Source organism: Candidatus Methanoprimaticola sp. MG2 (assembly GCF_047501175.1).
GTDB lineage: Archaea > Thermoplasmatota > Thermoplasmata > Methanomassiliicoccales > Methanomethylophilaceae > Methanoprimaticola.
Window position 1 is genome coordinate 24881 of record NZ_JBEQWH010000006.1, and the last position, 17817, is coordinate 42697.

At 56.2% G+C, this 17817-nt stretch carries 21 protein-coding genes and 1 tRNA gene; 16 read left to right on the forward strand and 6 right to left on the reverse strand.

The window, feature by feature from the left end:
• The first annotated feature begins 76 nt into the window (after positions 1-76).
• Both V5D86_RS05695 and V5D86_RS05700 read left to right on the forward strand, forming a co-directional pair.
• Complete coding sequence (locus V5D86_RS05695) at positions 77-1093, forward strand: radical SAM protein (RefSeq protein ID WP_414595725.1); 1017 nt, start codon at positions 77-79, stop codon at positions 1091-1093.
• 304 nt (positions 1094-1397) lie between these two features.
• Positions 1398-2474, forward strand: coding sequence for a hypothetical protein (locus V5D86_RS05700; protein WP_414595726.1), 1077 nt, complete (start codon positions 1398-1400; stop codon positions 2472-2474).
• Positions 2475-3054: 580 nt separating this feature from the next.
• Here V5D86_RS05700 and V5D86_RS05705 read toward each other — a convergent pair.
• From V5D86_RS05705 to V5D86_RS05715, 3 genes are read right to left on the reverse strand one after another with little or no spacing between them, the layout of a single operon-like run.
• Entirely contained in the window at positions 3055-3843 is a 789-nt protein-coding gene (locus V5D86_RS05705) for an endonuclease (RefSeq protein WP_414595727.1), read from the reverse strand.
• Between the two features lies 1 nt (position 3844).
• The gene (locus V5D86_RS05710; protein ID WP_414595728.1) at positions 3845-5077 is read right to left on the reverse strand and encodes a DNA methyltransferase; all 1233 of its coding nucleotides are present in this window, start codon (positions 5075-5077) and stop codon (positions 3845-3847) included.
• The gene (locus V5D86_RS05715) at positions 5070-5651 is read right to left on the reverse strand and encodes a hypothetical protein (RefSeq protein WP_414595729.1); all 582 of its coding nucleotides are present in this window, start codon (positions 5649-5651) and stop codon (positions 5070-5072) included. The genes V5D86_RS05710 and V5D86_RS05715 overlap by 8 nt, the downstream gene beginning before the upstream one ends.
• A gap of 256 nt (positions 5652-5907) precedes the next feature.
• On the opposite strand from V5D86_RS05715, the gene V5D86_RS05720 reads away from it, so the two are divergent.
• Positions 5908-6642 carry a hypothetical protein gene (locus tag V5D86_RS05720; RefSeq protein WP_414595730.1) on the forward strand — a complete coding sequence of 245 codons (735 nt, stop codon included), beginning with the start codon at positions 5908-5910 and terminating at the stop codon, positions 6640-6642.
• 5 nt (positions 6643-6647) lie between these two features.
• Complete coding sequence (locus tag V5D86_RS05725) at positions 6648-6872, forward strand: hypothetical protein (protein ID WP_414595731.1); 225 nt, start codon at positions 6648-6650, stop codon at positions 6870-6872.
• Between the two features lie 119 nt (positions 6873-6991).
• Here V5D86_RS05725 and V5D86_RS05730 read toward each other — a convergent pair.
• A tRNA-Lys gene (locus V5D86_RS05730) sits at positions 6992-7068 on the reverse strand.
• A 152-nt stretch (positions 7069-7220) separates the two neighbouring features.
• Between V5D86_RS05730 and V5D86_RS05735 the strand changes: the two genes are divergently transcribed.
• Both V5D86_RS05735 and V5D86_RS05740 read left to right on the forward strand, forming a co-directional pair.
• The gene (locus V5D86_RS05735) at positions 7221-7706 is read left to right on the forward strand and encodes an HPP family protein (protein ID WP_414595732.1); all 486 of its coding nucleotides are present in this window, start codon (positions 7221-7223) and stop codon (positions 7704-7706) included.
• Positions 7706-8464, forward strand: a complete 759-nt coding sequence (locus V5D86_RS05740) for an MBL fold metallo-hydrolase (RefSeq protein ID WP_414595733.1) — start codon at positions 7706-7708, stop codon at positions 8462-8464. The genes V5D86_RS05735 and V5D86_RS05740 overlap by 1 nt, the downstream gene beginning before the upstream one ends.
• Here the strand turns inward: V5D86_RS05740 and V5D86_RS05745 are convergent.
• A complete protein-coding gene (locus V5D86_RS05745; RefSeq protein ID WP_414595734.1) occupies positions 8454-9293 on the reverse strand; it encodes a hypothetical protein in 840 nt (279 codons plus the stop codon). The genes V5D86_RS05740 and V5D86_RS05745 overlap by 11 nt on opposite strands.
• Before the next feature lie 49 nt (positions 9294-9342).
• Between V5D86_RS05745 and V5D86_RS05750 the strand changes: the two genes are divergently transcribed.
• From V5D86_RS05750 to V5D86_RS05770, 5 genes are read left to right on the forward strand one after another with little or no spacing between them, the layout of a single operon-like run.
• The gene (locus V5D86_RS05750; RefSeq protein WP_414595735.1) at positions 9343-9672 is read left to right on the forward strand and encodes a DUF167 family protein; all 330 of its coding nucleotides are present in this window, start codon (positions 9343-9345) and stop codon (positions 9670-9672) included.
• Positions 9662-10066: a Toprim subdomain protein gene (locus V5D86_RS05755; RefSeq protein ID WP_414595736.1), complete on the forward strand. Its 405-nt coding sequence runs from the start codon at positions 9662-9664 to the stop codon at positions 10064-10066. Before V5D86_RS05750 ends, V5D86_RS05755 begins: the two co-directional genes overlap by 11 nt.
• Before the next feature lie 38 nt (positions 10067-10104).
• Positions 10105-10698, forward strand: coding sequence for a dTMP kinase (tmk, locus tag V5D86_RS05760; protein ID WP_414595737.1), 594 nt, complete (start codon positions 10105-10107; stop codon positions 10696-10698).
• Position 10699: 1 nt separating this feature from the next.
• A complete protein-coding gene (gene coaBC / locus V5D86_RS05765) occupies positions 10700-11887 on the forward strand; it encodes a bifunctional phosphopantothenoylcysteine decarboxylase/phosphopantothenate--cysteine ligase CoaBC (protein ID WP_414595738.1) in 1188 nt (395 codons plus the stop codon).
• Between the two features lie 2 nt (positions 11888-11889).
• Positions 11890-12756, forward strand: a complete 867-nt coding sequence (locus V5D86_RS05770) for a pantoate kinase (protein ID WP_414595739.1) — start codon at positions 11890-11892, stop codon at positions 12754-12756.
• On the opposite strand, the gene V5D86_RS05775 is transcribed toward V5D86_RS05770, so the two are convergent.
• Positions 12740-13042, reverse strand: a complete 303-nt coding sequence (locus V5D86_RS05775) for a DUF357 domain-containing protein (protein WP_414595740.1) — start codon at positions 13040-13042, stop codon at positions 12740-12742. The two genes, V5D86_RS05770 and V5D86_RS05775, sit on opposite strands and share 17 nt — an antisense overlap.
• Positions 13043-13156: 114 nt before the next feature.
• Between V5D86_RS05775 and V5D86_RS05780 the strand changes: the two genes are divergently transcribed.
• The 5 genes from V5D86_RS05780 to V5D86_RS05800 all read left to right on the forward strand — a co-directional run bounded on the left by V5D86_RS05780 (position 13157) and on the right by V5D86_RS05800 (position 17807).
• Positions 13157-13540 carry a carboxymuconolactone decarboxylase family protein gene (locus tag V5D86_RS05780; protein ID WP_414595741.1) on the forward strand — a complete coding sequence of 128 codons (384 nt, stop codon included), beginning with the start codon at positions 13157-13159 and terminating at the stop codon, positions 13538-13540.
• 5 nt (positions 13541-13545) lie between these two features.
• Positions 13546-14370, forward strand: a complete 825-nt coding sequence (locus V5D86_RS05785; RefSeq protein ID WP_414595742.1) for a 4Fe-4S binding protein — start codon at positions 13546-13548, stop codon at positions 14368-14370.
• Between the two features lie 251 nt (positions 14371-14621).
• A complete protein-coding gene (locus V5D86_RS05790; protein ID WP_414595743.1) occupies positions 14622-15476 on the forward strand; it encodes a ribose-phosphate diphosphokinase in 855 nt (284 codons plus the stop codon).
• Between the two features lie 5 nt (positions 15477-15481).
• Positions 15482-16885, forward strand: coding sequence for a proline--tRNA ligase (gene proS, locus V5D86_RS05795; protein ID WP_414595744.1), 1404 nt, complete (start codon positions 15482-15484; stop codon positions 16883-16885).
• Position 16886: 1 nt separating this feature from the next.
• Positions 16887-17807, forward strand: coding sequence for a MarR family winged helix-turn-helix transcriptional regulator (locus V5D86_RS05800; protein ID WP_414595745.1), 921 nt, complete (start codon positions 16887-16889; stop codon positions 17805-17807).
• Positions 17808-17817 lie beyond the last annotated feature (10 nt).

Consider the following 17817-nt stretch of genomic DNA (forward strand, 5'->3'; position numbering starts at 1 on the left):
GCGCAGATATGGGTTCCCGGCGCGTCTAATTCGGAGATGTAAACGAGAAATACTATGTTCGTGTGGTATCCATGTCATGGATGGACGTACCGGGGAATTATGCAGGAAGGCCCTTTCAGCAGGCGTCCTGAGCAGGTCGGAGTGTCTCGAGATGCTCGGTCACGACGAGACCTCGGTAGAATCGGACCTCATAATCGCCACGGCAGACGATGCTGTGCGTGGGAGGAACGGCAACTCCTGCAGCATAGGGGTCCAGATCGGAGTCGTGACCGGGCCTTGCATCGCGGACTGCGGGTTCTGCAGCTTCGCCGCCAGCACCACGGACGCGGACGACTACGTCATGCCGCCCAGGGTTCTCCGCGACTATCTGGAACATGTCACGGCATACGACGATGTGGAGTCCGTGTCACTCATGACGATCCACAATTTCGATCCGACCGACCTCATGGAGGCTGTCGACACAGCCATGGAGACCGTCCCGGGGCACGTGTCCGTATGTGTCAATACTGGGGACGTGACCGTCGAGGAGGCGAGGGAACTGAAGCGGGCGGGGGTCCGCAGGGCCTATCATTCGCTGAGGATCGACGAGGGCGACGATACACGTCTCAATCCGATGGACCGCTTCAACACGATCAAGGCGCTGATATCCGCGGGGATCGAGACCGTGACGTGTGTCGAGCCGATCGGCCCGGAACATTCCTCGGAGGACATCCTCCGCGGTTTCCTCACCGCGAGGGACTCAGGCTGCTCACATTGCTCCGCGGGCCGCAGGGTCGATGTGCCGGGGACCAGGATGCATGGCCTGGGGGAGATCGGCCTGCGTCGTCTGGAGCTGATAAGGTCGGTCCTCCTGCTGTCGTCGTTCCGTGACGGTTTCTATGGAGGCTATTATGGGGGATTCGACATGGACTATGCCGAATATGCCGGCAGCCCCAGGGACACTGCGGATTATTCTGAGCTGAACAACGGGAACACGGTAGAGGCGGTCAGGAGGCGCCTCTTTGCCAAGGGATTCACCTCAGTGAGGTGCGGTGACAATCGCCTCGTGGCATTGGATGCGGATCACCTGAGAGCGACGAAATCCATCCTGTGACGTCTCTGCGTCGTCAGAAAATCCATGATACGTTCGTCGTAACCGAACATCCTGCCTTGTGTGAGAATTCCTCGCGGGGCAGTGTCTGAATCCATGATGGCACAGCCTCAGAGAGTGCGAGTGGGAAAATGGCGGGCCTGAAGGGATTCGTTACGATTCTTGTCCAGCTTTTGAATCCATGATTCTATCGAGCCCCCTTTGAGCTCCAATAGGACGTTTCGAATCCCTGGCGAAAACCTATTAGATGACGGTTCCAAAAGCGTCCGAAACCTCTGCATTAGCCGACCCTCCAGATGGCCCCTCTTTGAGGGTCAGTCTGTCGGAGATCATCAGGAATGCCCCTGCTATCGAACGCCGTGCGGGAGAGTCCGGATGTTGGCCTTACGAGCCCGAGGAACTCATAACCAAGCTCGTCAACGGAGAGATGTCGATAAGCGATCCTCACCTGCAGGCCATACTTCTGGATTGGATTGAGTCTGCGGATTACAACAAGTTCCTGAATCTCGAATCCGGAGATGTGGTCTATGCGCAGGCCGCCAAGAGGGGGAACGTGGTCTATGCCACGAGGAAGACGAAGAAGAGGGATGCCCTCAAGACCGCATTAGATGGCAAGGTCTTCGACGAACCCCTCAAAGGGTTCAGGAACAGAAGGAGGACGAGATTGCTGCTATGCACTGTGAACTTCGACAGGTCCCGGTTCACTGCAGAACAGGCATGGGCCGCACTGCGTTCGACTCCCGTCGAGGGTTTGGATTACACATACAACGTGATGAACAGCCTCAATGCGAACATCAGCAAGATCTTCGGGAAACACGGCACGCTCACATCCAAGGAGGCACAGTCCTCCGGGTATCCTGCACCTCATTTGATCTTCGTCCTTGATGAACCCGTCATGGTGGAACGCCACATCGGGAAGGGTGGAAACATCTCATGGAGGATATGCGACCATAGGATTCTGAACAGGATCGGCAAAGGATCTCTCATGAGAAAACTCGCCAGAGTGGATCATCATGCGGCCATAGATCTGAATCCGATCTGGAAGCACGGTTTCATCGATTTCGAGGGCATAGTCTCCGAGGACGGTTCCAACTCCATCAAAGGCGTTCCCGACATCAATTCAGTGAAGGATAAAGACAAACGCACTATGCTTTTCACACATCTCGGAAACAAGTGCTTCAGGACGAGGGACGTTTCTTTCGGAAAGGGATTCAAAGATCGCATCGGCATGCTGCCTGAAGAGAAGCCCTCCGAAGCTACCAAGTGGAAGAGGGTCAGAACAGTGACCGATCTCGAATACAACCTCATCAGCGCTTACAACGAACAGCTCGCAATCGCCAGATTCAGGGATGCGATGGGGTTGCAAAGCGGTGAACCAACATGATCCTCTCAAGGTTTAGGAGTGTTCTTTCAGCTGTTCTTCACAATCTTGCCAGTTATTCACATCAGGCCATCCAGCATTTAGTACAGGCTTCAACCGGGTTTGTTCTCCAAGCATTATCCGACATCTCTGAACTATCCTACAGTTTCTTTTGCAGTCACTGCGAGGCATACAAGAGAAAGGTAGCTGACATAGCATCCTGCACGTCTTACATCAAAGATATCAACGGAATGAGACGCAAGGTCGTTTCTCCCCCTACCAGGGAGTTTCGCCCAATCAGTTTCAGACCGCCACTATGGCGTCATTTCAGGCGATTGTAGCAGCAACGTTGTTGTTATCCCGATAGCTCGTGCACGGCCACGCGACGGCACGGCCCCCGAGGGCCTCCGGCCAGGGGGCGCCGGCGAGTGGACGGCACGAAGGTCGAGGCAGAGCGAAGCGCAGCCGAGGCCTCCATTCACGGTGCCGAGCGCAGCGAAGGCAACGGGAATGGGTAGCATACGTCCCGAAGCGAGCGCAGCGAGCGAAGGGCGTATGCCGACTTGATACAGATAACCTAAGTTAAAACCACTATCAGTGGTAATCACTTCTCGATAATTGTATCATTTTCAACGTACAGAGATCCCTTGTGCGTTAATCTGTAGTGTTTTTCTTTCTTTTTTACTATGTGGCCGTTTTCAATATTCAATTCGAACATGGCTATTATTGTATTATCTATGAATTGACACCCAACCGGAGAGCAGATTAGATCGGGGTAGTATTGGTTGCAACATTTGATGTCTTGTTCCAGCTGGACGTATTCTAGTTTTTCTTTTCCATGTTTTGCTTGAACTGGAATGATGTAACCATTGCCATCACTATCGGTACCTACATAAATTTCATCAACTTCGATTTGTCCGATGCCTGTAACTTGAGTTCTCCAATGAGATTGCAACGTGTGACACGTCATTCCTAAAAATGTATCGATTAGGCGATTGTATCTGATAATGGCCAACAATGCTTGTTCGTCACTCTTAATATAATTAAGAACAATGTCTGGCGTGGAATCAAATATGCTTATGATTTTCAATGAAGGATCTGGTTCTACGTTGATAGCTTCTGATAAAAAGAATTGATATGTGGCAGTAGATACATTTCTAATAAGCCATTTTTTTCCTTTTGGAGCTGTGGATAGGATGGAATTGGGTAGTGTTTGGCGTCCACTCTTAAATGCTGAAACCAGATCGCCAATGTTTTTTGGAACATTTATATCCAGTGTATTTGCTGCATTTGTTATTTCTTCTCTATCAAAGCGAAAAGAATCTACATTTTCCTCATAGTGACTGAAGAAAATATGCTCGATGATTCTCTTGTAAATGTTAGTTTTAACCATCTTATCCTTCGTATGTTAGAACGAGAACGTTTTCATTTAAATATTCTCCACTTCCTGTGGCAAATCTTGTTCTGAACGTATCTATGCGCTCAACTCTGTATCCAACGTCTTCAGCTATTATTCCTAGCAATTCTGCTGTCCGAATGGGTATTTTGTAATATGATCCTTGGTCGCCAACGACGTATGCTAATTTTGCACCAGGGTTAAGAATACTCTTTAATGAAATGAGATGCCTAGCCATTCCTCCAAAATAATTGAGGAAGACTTTTGAATATAGGCGCTCAAAGCCCGAGTCTCTATTCAATTCTATTCTGTGGGCTTCTATTTTCTGACTGATTTCAACAATTTCTGGATATTTAAGAACATAATCGCTATCCGAATCACCTTTGTATATGTTTTTTGTGTTCGAACGAAGTAGTTGTTGTTTGATAGAACGCATTTCTTGTTTGTTGTGAACAAAACCAAGAATGACTGTTTCAAGTCTTGTAGTTCTAGAGTAGTCTTTTTCATTAGGGTAGGGCGGTGAAGTAATAACGGCATCTATTTTCTGAGTTATGTTAATAGATTCAATGTCCCTGGCATCTCCTTTATATATTGTACACGGTGTATCAAAGAAAGATCTAAATGATTGCCAATCCTTAGCAATGGTCAATACTTCATCAAGCCAAACTTCAGTGACGTTTGCATTTTTCGGCTTATTTTTAACTACACTAATCTCTGGGCTAAATTTTAGATTGCTGAATGTATTCACTGCACATTTTGCCAGTGCAAGATTATAATGATTGCAATATCTTGAACTGCTTTGGTCTATCGTATTCTTTAGTATCAATAAGTCGCTTAGAATGTTATTGTCTATCGATCCACGAATGAGCAATTTATATTCATCATCATCAAGATTCTTTATTTCACCAGAGTGTATCCTTGCAGATGCCTTTTCTGCTATAGATCTGGCATCTTTCAAGAATTGCGGATAATTGTCTATGGAGCTTGTTTTTACCGAACTTGCAAAGTAAGTCATAATATTGGCTTCAATACCAATAGATGGAATTCCGTTTTTCATGCATTCGACATTAGTTGTGCCAGTTCCACAAAATGGATCTAGTACACATTTTGTGTTGTCTATTCCAAAATCGTTAATATAATGGCGAACCAGATGAGGTGGATACGATAATACAAAACGGTACCATGAGTGTATGGCCTCATCATCAGATTCGATTCTGTTTGAATTATTCATGTTTGATCCCTGTAGCTGAACTGATTCCAGACATCTCTTTTTTCATTTTTTCTATTTGTTCTTTAAGTTCAGATGTCGATTGATTACTCCGAAGATAGTTTTCCGTGAGCGTAGCATTCGTGTTCTCGGCACCGATCTCCCTCAGAAGATAAACTACTGAGCACTTCACGAATTCCTGATGGTTCCTGAAGCACCCGGTACGTTCCACGGTACGGTCTATCTCAGCCGCCAGCCCCTTCGGGAGACTGAGTAGCACATCCACATCCTTCTTCGATTTCGATATGGCGCTTGTTACAGCTTTCCGGTACGGTTCGGTGCTGGACCTGATAGACTCTTTGTAGAATTCGAGACGGACATCGCGGTCTGCATCGCTCTTTTCCTGGAGGTAGAGCATGATTTCCGCTTCCGTGTTGCAGATGAAGTGGATGAATCTGCGGATCCCATCGATGACGCAATCCGGTCTGGACGAATGGGTGTTTCCTACCATGTTGTCGATGGCAAAAGCGAAACCGTCCGGTACCCTAACCATGAGGCTCGCGTTCTTTTTGCCATTGTCTTTTGTGATTATTCCCATATATCTATCCAAATTAGTGAGATTCTTCTAACTTTATAATTCTCATGTTACTAATAAATATCATTAAATAGATTTTATGTGATGATATAATTACAAAATACGGAGGCCGTGATAAATGGTTTACATGGACGAGTGGGAGTACAACCTATGGTTGGAGCTCCACAAAGACGAACTTCTGGCAGCAAAGGGTGCTGGATCCAAGGACTAGGAGAATCAGAAGCCGAAGGTTTCCGTATTATCGGAGTGTGAGTAAGAAATGGGAAGATATCCGTTCACAGAATGCATAAACGAATACCTGCCCACTGAAGTGGGCCACCTGTCTGCCGAGACGATCTCTACCAACGGCAGGCGTCTGAGGCAGATCGCCACGATCTTCAACCAGCTGAAGGTCGAGGGAAAGGTCAGCACAGACAATCCCCGGAAGATAACCGCCCAGGACATCGACGTGTTTGTCGGATACAGGCGTCAGACTGTCAAGGCATCCACCGTCAACAAGGATCTCAGCATCCTGATCAAGATGCTGATGTACTTCGACAACGACGCCGTCCTCAAGTTCAAGATCAAGTATCCCGCGCATTATTCCAAGCGGTACAAGAAGCGCGGAGCTTCGCTGGAAGAAGAGAAGGTCCAGGCGATTTTCGACAGGGCCTCCAAGATTAATGTCGGGAACTGGGAGCTCATGGAGGCATACGGGCTGGTCTGTCTGTCCATAAGCACAGGGTTCAGACCCAAGGAACTCCGCATGCTCTCGTTCCGCAACGTGAACAAGACGGAGCACGGCTACGAGATCCTCGCCGAGCATGTCAAGGGGGAAGGAACATACGGCAACGCCCGTTGGGTCCCCGTCCATCCGGACGGTACCGCGGCCTTCGAGAAGTATCTAGAGGCCAGGAGGATCCGTCTGGGGAGGGCCGGGAAGTCCGAGGATGCCCTCTTTCCTCCGATCAAGCACAACGGCGGATACATCTCGACGGGAGGATCCGCACGCTGAAGAGCATGGTCGAGGACGATCTCGAGATGAAGTTCGACTACAGGAAGTGCAGGCGCACTTTCGGTCAGAGGGCGATCGACGAGGAGCAGAGCATGCATGATGTTTCCCTGATCATGGGGCATGCGACCACCGCCACGACTCAGAAGGATTACTGCGACAAGGACGAGCACAACGCGGCCCGCGATATGCAGAAATACTGGTCCGGCAAAGGGGCAATAGAGGAGCAGTGATGAATCCACTTGCGTTCGAACCTACCCTTAGATTCGAGCGCACTTCTCAATATCGGAGGCGCTAAAGGCCTCGAAACGTCGAAACAATAGAATTTTTTCAGAAAATCTGGATGAGTAAGTGGCGGGCCTGAAGGGATTCGAACCCTTGGCCGTTCGATTAAGAGTCGAACGCTCTACCTAGCTGAGCTACAGGCCCACTACAAAATCTGCTCATATCACGGTATTATTTAAACTTTTGCATAATCTCGTGATCTTCGAGTTCCATTCCAGTATCCCATATATCACATATGTTCACTATCTGTGATTCCGGGCATAGGAATATATGCCGAGGCCTGGATACCGCATCCGATGTCCAAGATGAAAGTAAGGGATCTGATGACCACGCAGATCGTGACCCTCAGGCCGGACGAGACCGTGAAGAAGGCAGTTATCAAACTGGCCCTGGACAACGTCTCCGGTGCACCCGTGGTTGACAACAGGAACCACCTTCTTGGAATTCTGAGTGAGAATGACATCCTCAATATCATTCTCAACTACCAGTTCGAGCTGGACAAGGAGAATTCCGAGGCGGTCATGCTGACCTATTCGATGGACTCCTCCAGCGAGACCGACGAGAAGCTCAAGGCCATAACGGACGAGATCTCCAACATTCCCGTCTCCGACATAATGACCCGCACCGTCCTCACGACCACTCCGGACACCTCCATCATGGAGGTCCTGAAGGCCATGTTCGAGATGAAGGTCAACCGTCTTCCCGTCGTGGAGAAGGGTGTCGTAGTCGGAGTCATCTCCAGAGGAGACATCATCTTCGCTCTCTACAAGAGAAAGGTCTGATGTTGGAGGTACACGTACTCGCCAGCGGGAGCGATGGCAACTGTACCGTCATAGAGAGTGACGGCGAGGCCGTGATGATCGATGCCGGCATCAGCTGCAAGAGGATACTGGCACAGATGGACCGCGAGGGCGTCGACAGGGAGATCATCAAGGCGATCCTCATAACGCACGAGCACTCCGACCACGTGTCGGGGGCAGGGGCCACGGCCAGGAAGCTGGGGGTCCCGGTGATGTGCAACGAGCCCACGTTCTCCATGCTGAGCCTCGGGAACGTGGAGTACATCCCGATAGACCCGTCGGGGAGCTTCGACATCGGCCACATGCACATAACGCCGCTCCCGACGATGCACAATGCCGTCCAGCCCAATGCGTTCTTCACGGAGGTCGACGACATGAGCGCGCTGCTGGCCACGGACACGGGGATGCTGACGTTCCCCATAGAGGCCGCCCTAAAGAAGGCGGACATCGCGGTCATCGAGGCCAACTACGACACCAGGATGCTCACGGAGGGCCCGTACCCTCCCTCGTTGAAGCGTCTGATCGGAAGCGATCACGGACACATGTGCAACGTCGATACCGGCCGCGCGATCCGCGACACCATGACCGAACACAAACGTCAGATCTTCCTGGCCCATCTGAGCAAGACAAACAACCTCCCCGACATCGCGAGGGAGACCGTCGCGAACATAACCGGCATAAGGCGCATGTTCATAGACTGTCTCGAGTTCCCCGGGGATTCCAGGACGCTCAGGGCGTAGGCCTGATGACCGTCGCCTTCTCCGTGTTCACGAGCACGTCCGCCAGCACCTTGGGGAGCGTCACGACGTCCTCCTTCGAGAGGCTGTAGTCGCGGTCGGGTCCGGCGAACGCCGGCAGGTCCTCGAGGATCCTGATGAGTATGGGCTCCATGCCCCCATCGGGCTCTGTGCCGCTCCCGTTCTCGGGCTCCCGGACCGGTTCCGGCTCTATGTTTTGGACAGGTTCCGCCTCAGGCACGGGCTCAGGTTCCTGGACCATCTCCTGTGGGTCGTAGAACGGCTCCTCATCGAACGGCTCGTCGTCCAAGGGACCGAACTCGTCGTTCGGGTCTATCGCCGGTTCCTGTACCGGCTCCTCCACCTTTGCGGGGACCGGCTCGATGATACGGTCCCTGAGAGGCGGCTCGTCGATGCGCGTCCCGGTCGTGACCTTCTTGCCCCTGAGCCTGTCGACCTCGACCATGTGGCGTTTGCTGAGCTCCAGGATGCCGTCGTAGTATTCGCGTTCCTCGTCGGTGAGGTTCTCGATCGCCACGTTCGCCCCCCTGGCTCCGAGGATCGCCATGTTGCAGATCTTCTTCGTGCGGAGCGTGATGATGTCCTTGCAGGTCCGTTCGGCCTTCTTCTTGCGCTGTTCCGCGCCCTCGGCCATGATGGAGTCCGGGTCTATCGACATCTGGCGGTCGTATTCCTGGCGGAGCGATATCAGAAGGTTGGCCATGGCCCTGAAGAGGTCGCGCCTGGGCTGTGACAGGGACGTGTTCTTCATCTCTATCCTGTACTGCTCGCCCAGCTCGTCGTACGTCATGGGTTCAAGGACAGGACTCATCGAGAGCCCATTACGCGCACGATAGATAACGGCTTCCCTCGGCATATTGATGATTACCCTCTGCAATACGGTGAACATGAAGGTCTCGGACGTCTGCAGGTCAGGCAGCGGATACGTCGACGTGGACATCTCCGTCTCCCCGAGGTCAAACCGTCCGGGGCCGGACGGCTACGACGAGTGGCGCAGGAGGCTCATCCTCCGCGTCTCGGCGCCCCCTCTGGACGGAAGGGCGAACAAGGAGGTGTGCCAGTACTTCTCGGACCTCACCCGGATGAGGGCGGAGGTCACCAACGGGATGACCTCCCGTCAGAAGACCGTCAGGATATCCGGGGACCCGGAGGACATACTCGCGAAGCTGGTGGTCGTGGATGGACGATGAGGAGAGGCTTGGGGAGATACGCGACGTCCTGGACCGGTTGCAGGCCCTGGCCGCGGACCATGTGATCCTGGTGGAGGGGCTGAAGGATGTGGACGCCTTACACAGGGTCGGCATAGATGCGGAGTTCTACTGCGTCCAGAGCGGAGGCGGACCGCTCAAGGCGGCGGAGCACCTGTGGAGGGCCGGGAGGCCTGCAGTCATCATGACGGACTGGGACCGCAGGGGCGGGAACCTGGCGGAGAGCCTGAGGAACGACCTGGACTCTCTGTGCGTCCCGTACGACGACCAGGTCCGCAGGGACCTGTCCATCCTGTGCAGGCCCTATTCCAAGGATGTGGAGTCCGTGGACTCCGTCGTGGCCCTGTTGGAATCCCGTCTTCCTCCGGCGCCTTGATACAAATCATATAAATGCGCGCCTCATACCATCGGACGATGGGCGCCTTCATTGTCCTAGAGGGAATAGACGGTTCCGGGAAATCGACGGCCTGTGCGCGCGTCGCGGACGAGCTGAGGTCGAGGGGTCTGGATGTCATCCTGACCGCGGAGCCAACGCATGACGGGATCGGCGCCTTCATACGTTCCGGGAATGCCGGGAAGGTCTCCCAGCGGGCGGAATCTCTCCTTTTCACCGCCGACCGCTACGAGCACACGTCCGAGATCCGCAGGCAGGTCTCTGAGGGAAGGGTGGTGGTCTGCGACAGGTACTATCCATCCACCGTGGCGTACCAGTCCGCAAAGCTGGATGGGGACTCCGCGGACCTGGGATGGCTCAAGGGGCTCTGCGAGCCCTTCACGGACGAGCCCGATGCCGTGATCCTTCTGGACATGGACCCAGAGGAGTCCATGGGACGGGTCGAGGGCAGGGGCCTGGAGGAGAGCAAGTTCGAGAACATCGCGTTCCTCCGGCAGGTCCGCTCGGCCTACCTGGACCTTGCCAGGGAGTTCGGGTACAGCGTGGTCGACGCCTCCCGCTCCGCGGACGAGGTTTTCAGAGACGTCATGACGATCATTCAGGAGGTTGTTTGAGATGCATCCATCGGAGGAGATCTACTGCGAGAAGAGCACCAAGCTCAGGGGGAAGACTGTGGTCCTCGGGATCACGGGGAGCATCGCGGCCGTGGAGTGCTTCGGCACGATCCGCGAACTAGTCCGTCACGGGGCCGATGTCCAGGTGGTGATGAGCAAGGAGGCCGAGAAGCTCGTGACGCCCGATTCCCTGGAATTCGCCTGCGGTCACAGGCCGGTGACGGACCTCACGGGGATGACCGAGCACATCACGATGATGGCTGCCCGCTCCGCGGACCTCCTTCTGATATACCCGGCCACCGCGAACACGGTATCGAAGATCGCCAACGGCATCGACGACACGCCGGTCACGTCCTTCGCCACCGTGGCGATAGGGTCGGGGATCCCGGTGGCCATAGCCCCGGCCATGCACGATGCCATGTTCAGGAATCCCGCGGTCAAGGAGAACCTCGCCAGGCTGAGCTCCTGGGGCGTCATGTTCATCGGGCCCCGCATCGAGAACGAGAGGGCGAAGGTCGCATCCCGCGAGGAGGTCGTCGCATGGGTGTTCAAGATGCTCTCCAGGAACTACCTGCAGGGGAAGCGCCTGCTGGTCATCGGGGGCAGGAGCGAGGAGCCGATAGACTCCATGAGGATAATCACCAACCGCTCGTCCGGTACCATGGCGGTCGAGCTGGCCAAGCGTGCGTTCGAACGCGGTGCCGATGTCGAGCTCTGGATGGGAGGGAGCAGCGTCATGCTGCCGGACTACATCCCCACCAGGAGGTTCGCCAAGGTCAGCGACCTGGTGGACATGGTGGACTCGATCGACCATGACGCGGTCATAGTCCCCGCGGCACTGGCCGACTTCTCGCCCAGGGATGCCGCCGAGGGCAAGATACCGAGCGATTCCGGGTTCGAGCTGGAGCTGGACCCCGTTCCGAAGGTCCTCCCGCTGATCCGCAGGAAGTGCGATGTCGTGGTGGGGTTCAAGGCGGAGTCCGGGCTGTCCAGACAGGAGCTCGTGGACCGTGCCAGGTCCCGTCTGGAGAAGTACGACCTGGCGGCCGTCGTGGCGAACGACATCGACGTCGTCGGGAAGACCACGTCCGCGTCCATACTCGTGTCCGAGGACGATGAGAGGGCCATGTCCGGGACGAAGGCGGAGATATCCGACGCGATCCTAGATTTCTGCATGAAGAAGTTGTGACCATGGTAACCGCATTCTGTCCCGGCCATGTGTCCTGCATATTCCAGCCCATCACGTCGTACAACGTCCTGGGCTCCGGGTCCCGCGGGGTGGGGATCCGCCTCAGCGTCGGAGCGCACGCCAGCGTGGAGCCCAGGGACGACGGGGTGGTCAACATATGGATCGACGGCCAGCAGGCCATCGCCCACATAACCCGCATGGCGGCGGAGGACCTCGCACCCGGGAGGGGGTTCGACATACGCATAGACAACGACGTGCCGGTCAGTCAGGGGTTCGGTATGAGCGCCGCCGGCGCATTGGCGTCGTCCCTCTGCATAGCCGACATGACGGGGCAGTCCCGCACCAGGGCGTTCTCCGCGGCCCATGTCGCCGAGGTCAGGGGCGGCGGCGGGCTCGGGGACGTGGCGGCCATCGTAGCGGGCCGTGACATCCCGATACGGACGGTCCCCGGTTTCCCGCCTTACGGGAGGGTGGTGAACGCGGACTTCGGGTTCGAGGACCTCACCCTGCTCGTCCTGGGGGATGTGATCAAGACAGATTCCGTCCTGGGGGACGTTCGTCGCCTGAAGAAGGTGCGCGAGGCATCCTCCTCGTCGCTGGAGGCGTTCCTGGAGGACCCCTGTTACGACGTCCTCTTCCGCGAGTCCAACAGGTTCTCCCTGGACTCCGGTCTCGAGAGCCCGGCCATCCGGCGCGTGATCCAGGCGTTGAACGCCAAAGGGTACAACGCAGGCATGTGCATGCTCGGCAACAGCGTCTTCACGGATGCGCCCGAGCAGGTGGTATGGTCGTGCTTCGGCAGGGGCCATTTCAGGACGTTCCCCTGCCGTTCCAGCTCGAAGGAGATAATCCTCACTCATAGAGCGTGAACAGGACATCGTCGCCATCGACATCGAACAGGCCGATCCTGGCACCGCAGTCCAGCCATGCGTGCGCATAGTTCACCGCGGCGAAGGCCGTGACGTAGTCCCCCGCCTCCTTGAAATGCTTCGCATCCTCGTAGTAGCAGGTGGCCATCTCCATGAAGCTGTCCGCCAGTCTCCTGTTGTACGACTTGTCCGGCGCCGCGATCCTGATCTTGGCGAACGCCCTGGCGGTTATGTCCAGGTACTTCCCCATGCGCTCGTCCGTCACGGTGTCCAATCTCTCGGTCATGACTGTTCGCAGTGCGGGGCCCGTAATGGATGTATCGGTCCTCCGGTCATAGTGCGGGTGACGGAAGCGCACGTACCTGTCCGATTTATTATCGACGGAATCGATGACGTCCCCATGAAGGAAGATCCGAAGCAGAGGGAGGTCGCGGACAGGATCCTGGCAGCCATCGAGAGGGAGTACGGGTTCGTCCCGGTCGTCAATCAGGTGCTGTCGACCCGTCCGGACATATTCATACCTGCAGCGAACCTCTCCAAGGCCGTGCTGGAGGGCGAGGGCGACCTGGACAGGAAGACCCGCTACCTCTGCGCGATATCCGCGGCCGCCTCCAACGGAGGGGAATATTGCATAAACGTTCAGATCAAGCACGCGATAGAGGCCGGGGCCACGAGGGATGAGGTCCTGGAGGCGATGATGATCGGGTCGTACATGTCAATGACGCGCTCGCAGTCGTACGCCTTCAGGAAGTTCGCGGAGAACTTCGACATCGAGCTGGAGTGACGGTCATGACGGTAAACAGAGTGGTGTCCGTGTACTACAGCGCGACCGGATGCACGGCGAAGGTGTCCTCGGAGGTGGCGGGGAGGCTGGCGTCCTCGATCGGGGTCCCCCTCGACACGGCGGACGTGTCCATGCCCGTGTCGAGGTCCACCGGCCTGAGGTTCGGCCCGGAGGACCTGGTCGTCCTGTCCTCACCGACGTATCGCGGCAGGCTGCCCGCTGTCATAGTGGACTTCTTCAGGGACAGCGTCCGGGGCGATGGCACCAACGCCGTCGCGGTGGTCACGTTCGGAAACCGCTGTTTCGACAACAGTCTGGCCGAGATGGTGGCCATCTTGAGGGGGAACGGGTTCCTGCCCATCGCCGGAGCGGCTTTCTCGTGCAGGCATGCATATACGGATCGTTTAGGGACCGGGAGGCCGGACGAGGCCGACCTGGCCGATGCCAGGGCATTCGTGGACCGTGTTGCCGCGATGGCATCCGGGGACACGTCAGGGACCTTGGATGTTCCGGGCTCGGCCGATGCGCCTTACTTCACTCCGGTCGGACTCGATGGCATGCCCGTCGATTTCCAGTCTGCCAAGCCTGTCACGGATATGGGTCGGTGCGTATCCTGCGGGAGGTGCGCGGACCTGTGTCCGCTCGGTTCCGTGGACCGCTACGATTTCTTCGAGGTCGTTGGACGGTGCTTCAAATGCCAGGCATGCGTTCGTGGTTGTCCGGTGGGTGCAAAGTCCTTCGAGGACCCCGGGCTCATCTCGCACACAGCCCAGCTCGAGCGCGATTTCGCGGACCGCAAGGAGAACAGCTTCTTCTTCGCACGAGGTTGATCGGGTCCCGTTTTATGGTGGAAATCGCTCGTTCGACAGCTATCTTTATATGGTTGGATGATATATCCATAATTAGGCGTGGATCCCGAGGACCCGGACACAGCTTCCGGAATCGGGATCGTTACAGGCTCATCTGTGTAACCACGCTCCTCCTCCTTTTTAGGGGGCTCTGCCCCCTGCTGTTCCTTATCGTCGGACTTTCGTCCCTCCCGCGTACAATCCTTAAAATCCTTCATGTGTTACACGCGGTCATGATAATTGTAGGCGGCTCCTCCTCGAGGGACCTGGCAAAGGAACTTGCCGGGATTCTGGAATGCACTTACATCCAGGCAGCGTCCACTAAATTCCCCGATGGCGAGAGCTATACGAGGATCGACACCGAGACCCTGGATGACGACGTGGTGATCGTCCAGAACACATACCCCAACGACAATCTGATCGAGATGTTCCTGCTCCAGGACGCTGTCCGCAGGCTCGGGGCGAGGACGATCACCCTGGTCATCCCCTACTTCGGATACGCCCGCCAGGACCGTGTGTTCAAGCCCGGGGAGCCGGAGTCCGCCAAGGTCATGTGCAAGCACCTCGGCATGAACTGCGACAGGGTGATAACGATCGACATCCACAAGGAGGCCATCCTGGACTACTTCGAGTGCGACCACATGGACCTCAAGGCGGCCCCCGTCATTGCCGACTACTTCCGCGACAAGAAGATCGACCTCGTCCTCGCTCCCGACATAGGGGCGGCCAACCGTGCCAAGGACGTCGGGGAGAGGCTCGGGGTCGCGTACGACCATCTCGAGAAGACCCGCCTGTCCGGGGTGGACGTCAGGATCGCGCCCGCCAAGTTCGATGCCACCGGCAAGAACGTCCTCATCGTGGACGACATGATCGCCACCGGGGGGACCATCGTGGCCGCCGCGTCCGCTCTCCGCGAGGTCGGTGCGGAGTCCGTGTCCGTCGCATGCACCCACGGCGTGTTCGTGAACAACGCCATCGAGAAGCTCACAGGTTCTGCCCTCTCCTCGGTCCTCTGTTGCAACACCCTCGAGAATGAGGTCTCGCACATATCCGTAGCCGAGCTCATCGCCGGCGCGATCAGGGAGTGAGTGCGATGTCGATGAAAGAGGACGATTTCGCGGACTGGTACCTCGACATAGTCGAGAAGGCGAACCTCTGCGACAAGAGATACCCCATCAAGGGGATGAACGTCTGGACGCCCTATGGTTGGAAGATCATGAGGCAGATAGACACGTACATCAGGCAGGAGTTCGACTCCACCAACCATGACGAGGTCTGCTTCCCCCTCCTGATCCCGGAGACCGAGTTCGCGAAGGAGAAGGACCACATCAAAGGGTTCGACGAGGAGGTCTACTGGGTCACGCACGCGGGGCTGAACCCCCTGGACGTCAGGCTCGTCGTCCGTCCCACGTCGGAGACCGCCATGTACCCCATGTTCTCCCTGTGGGTCAGGTCTCATCAGGACCTCCCCCTCAAGACGTACCAGATAGTCAACACATTCAGGTACGAGACCAAGCAGACCCGTCCGTTCATAAGGGTCAGGGAGATCCATTTCTTCGAGTCGCACACCTGTCACGTCTCCGAGGAGGATGCCCAGTGCCAGGTCGAGGAGGATGTCGCCATCCTGGAGAAGGTCGCCAAGGCGATCTGCCTCCCGTACATGCTGTGCATACGCACCGAGTGGGACAAGTTCCCCGGGGCCCACTACACCGTGGGCATCGACACCTCCATGCCCAACGGCAGGACGCTCCAGATGGGGTCTATCCATCACTACAGGACGAACTTCTCCGTCCCGTACGACATCACGTACGAGGATGAGAACGGGGAGCACAAGCACGTCCATCAGACGACTTTCGGCATGTCCGAGAGGCTCGTTGGGGCGCTGATCGGTGTCCATGGGGACGACCAGGGGCTCGTCATGCCCCCCGGCATCGCGCCCTTCCAGTGCGTACTCATCCCGATATTCAAGAAGGACAACGCGGCACAGGTCGCAGAGGCCTGCCTGGCACTGATGAAGGTCCTGACGGACGCAGGCATCCGCGTGAAGCTCGACGACTCCGATGCCCGTCCCGGGGCCAAGTACTACGAGTGGGAGATGAAGGGGGTGCCCCTGAGGCTCGAGCTCGGAGGCAGGGACCTGGAGAACGGCGTGGTCTCGTTCGCGAGGAGGGACACCGGCGAGAAAGGGTCCATCGCGATAGACTCGCTGGTCCCCGGCATCAGGATGCTGCTCGACGTGATATCCGAGAACATGCTCGCCAAGGCCGTCGAGGTCCAGAGGTCGCGCATCCAGGACGTCGACTCGGTCGAGGACCTCCCCGAGGACAAGATCCTCAGGCTCGGATGGTGCGGTTGCGAGGAGTGCGGTCACAAGTTCGAGGACACCTACGGGTTCAAGATCCTCGGCCGTCCGTACCGTCCGGAGGAGTTCTCCGGAAAGTGCATCATATGCGGGAAGCCCGTGGACAAGGCCGCATACGCAGCACACACGATGTGATATGGACGAGGTCGACCTATACTACCAATATTCGAAGAACTCGCTGCTCGCCATGGATTACATGCACGACCATGTCCGGCCCAAGGATCTGGCGGGCAGCGAGTTCCACGCGCTATGCATACTGGGTCGCTACGGGCCGGTCCCGATGACCGTCATCGCCAGAGCGATGGACATCCGCTTCAGCGGTATGACCCGGATAGCCGATTCGCTGGGATCCAAGGGGCTGGCGGCCAGGGAGCAATCGGGAGACGATCGGCGCATCCAGACCCTTGCACTGACCTGTGCCGGCACATCAATGTTCCGGTCCATCCTGGAGATGCAGAATCGCATCCATGCATATTGTACCATGGACCTGTCCGATGACGAGGTGTCCGTCCTGGAGAGGTTCAACGAAGGCATCGAGACGGTCCTCGCAAGGGACTATGAGACCTTCTATTCCGGGGCATCCGCCCTCTTCTGGGATTCAAAGGACGATCGGGAATCCCCCGGGTACAGGTCGTTCCTATTCGAGCGCAACCTGATCAACGGCATAGTGATGCGGCGCATCATAGCGTCCATGGCGAAGTCGAAGGGCATCAGCAAGGTGGAGTACGGTCTGCTGGAGGCCGTATACATGCTGGGGGAGAGACCCATCGGGGATCTGGCGGACAGGCTGCTGGTCCTAAGGAGCGACATGACCTACACATTGGACAAGCTGGTCTCCAGGGGCTTCGCGGAACGTAAGACGTCTGCGGACAACCGGCGTGTGGTCATGGTGGGTCTCACGGAGTCGGGTTGGGACATGGCGGAATATCTGGTGTCCGAGCGCGACCGTCTTGTGAGGTCGTTCCTGTCAGGTCTCACCTACGATCAGAAGGTGAGCATGTCCACCGTCGTCGTCAAGCTGCGCAGGCGCATAGACATGCTCGATACATTGGGTTGAGTCCGCAATG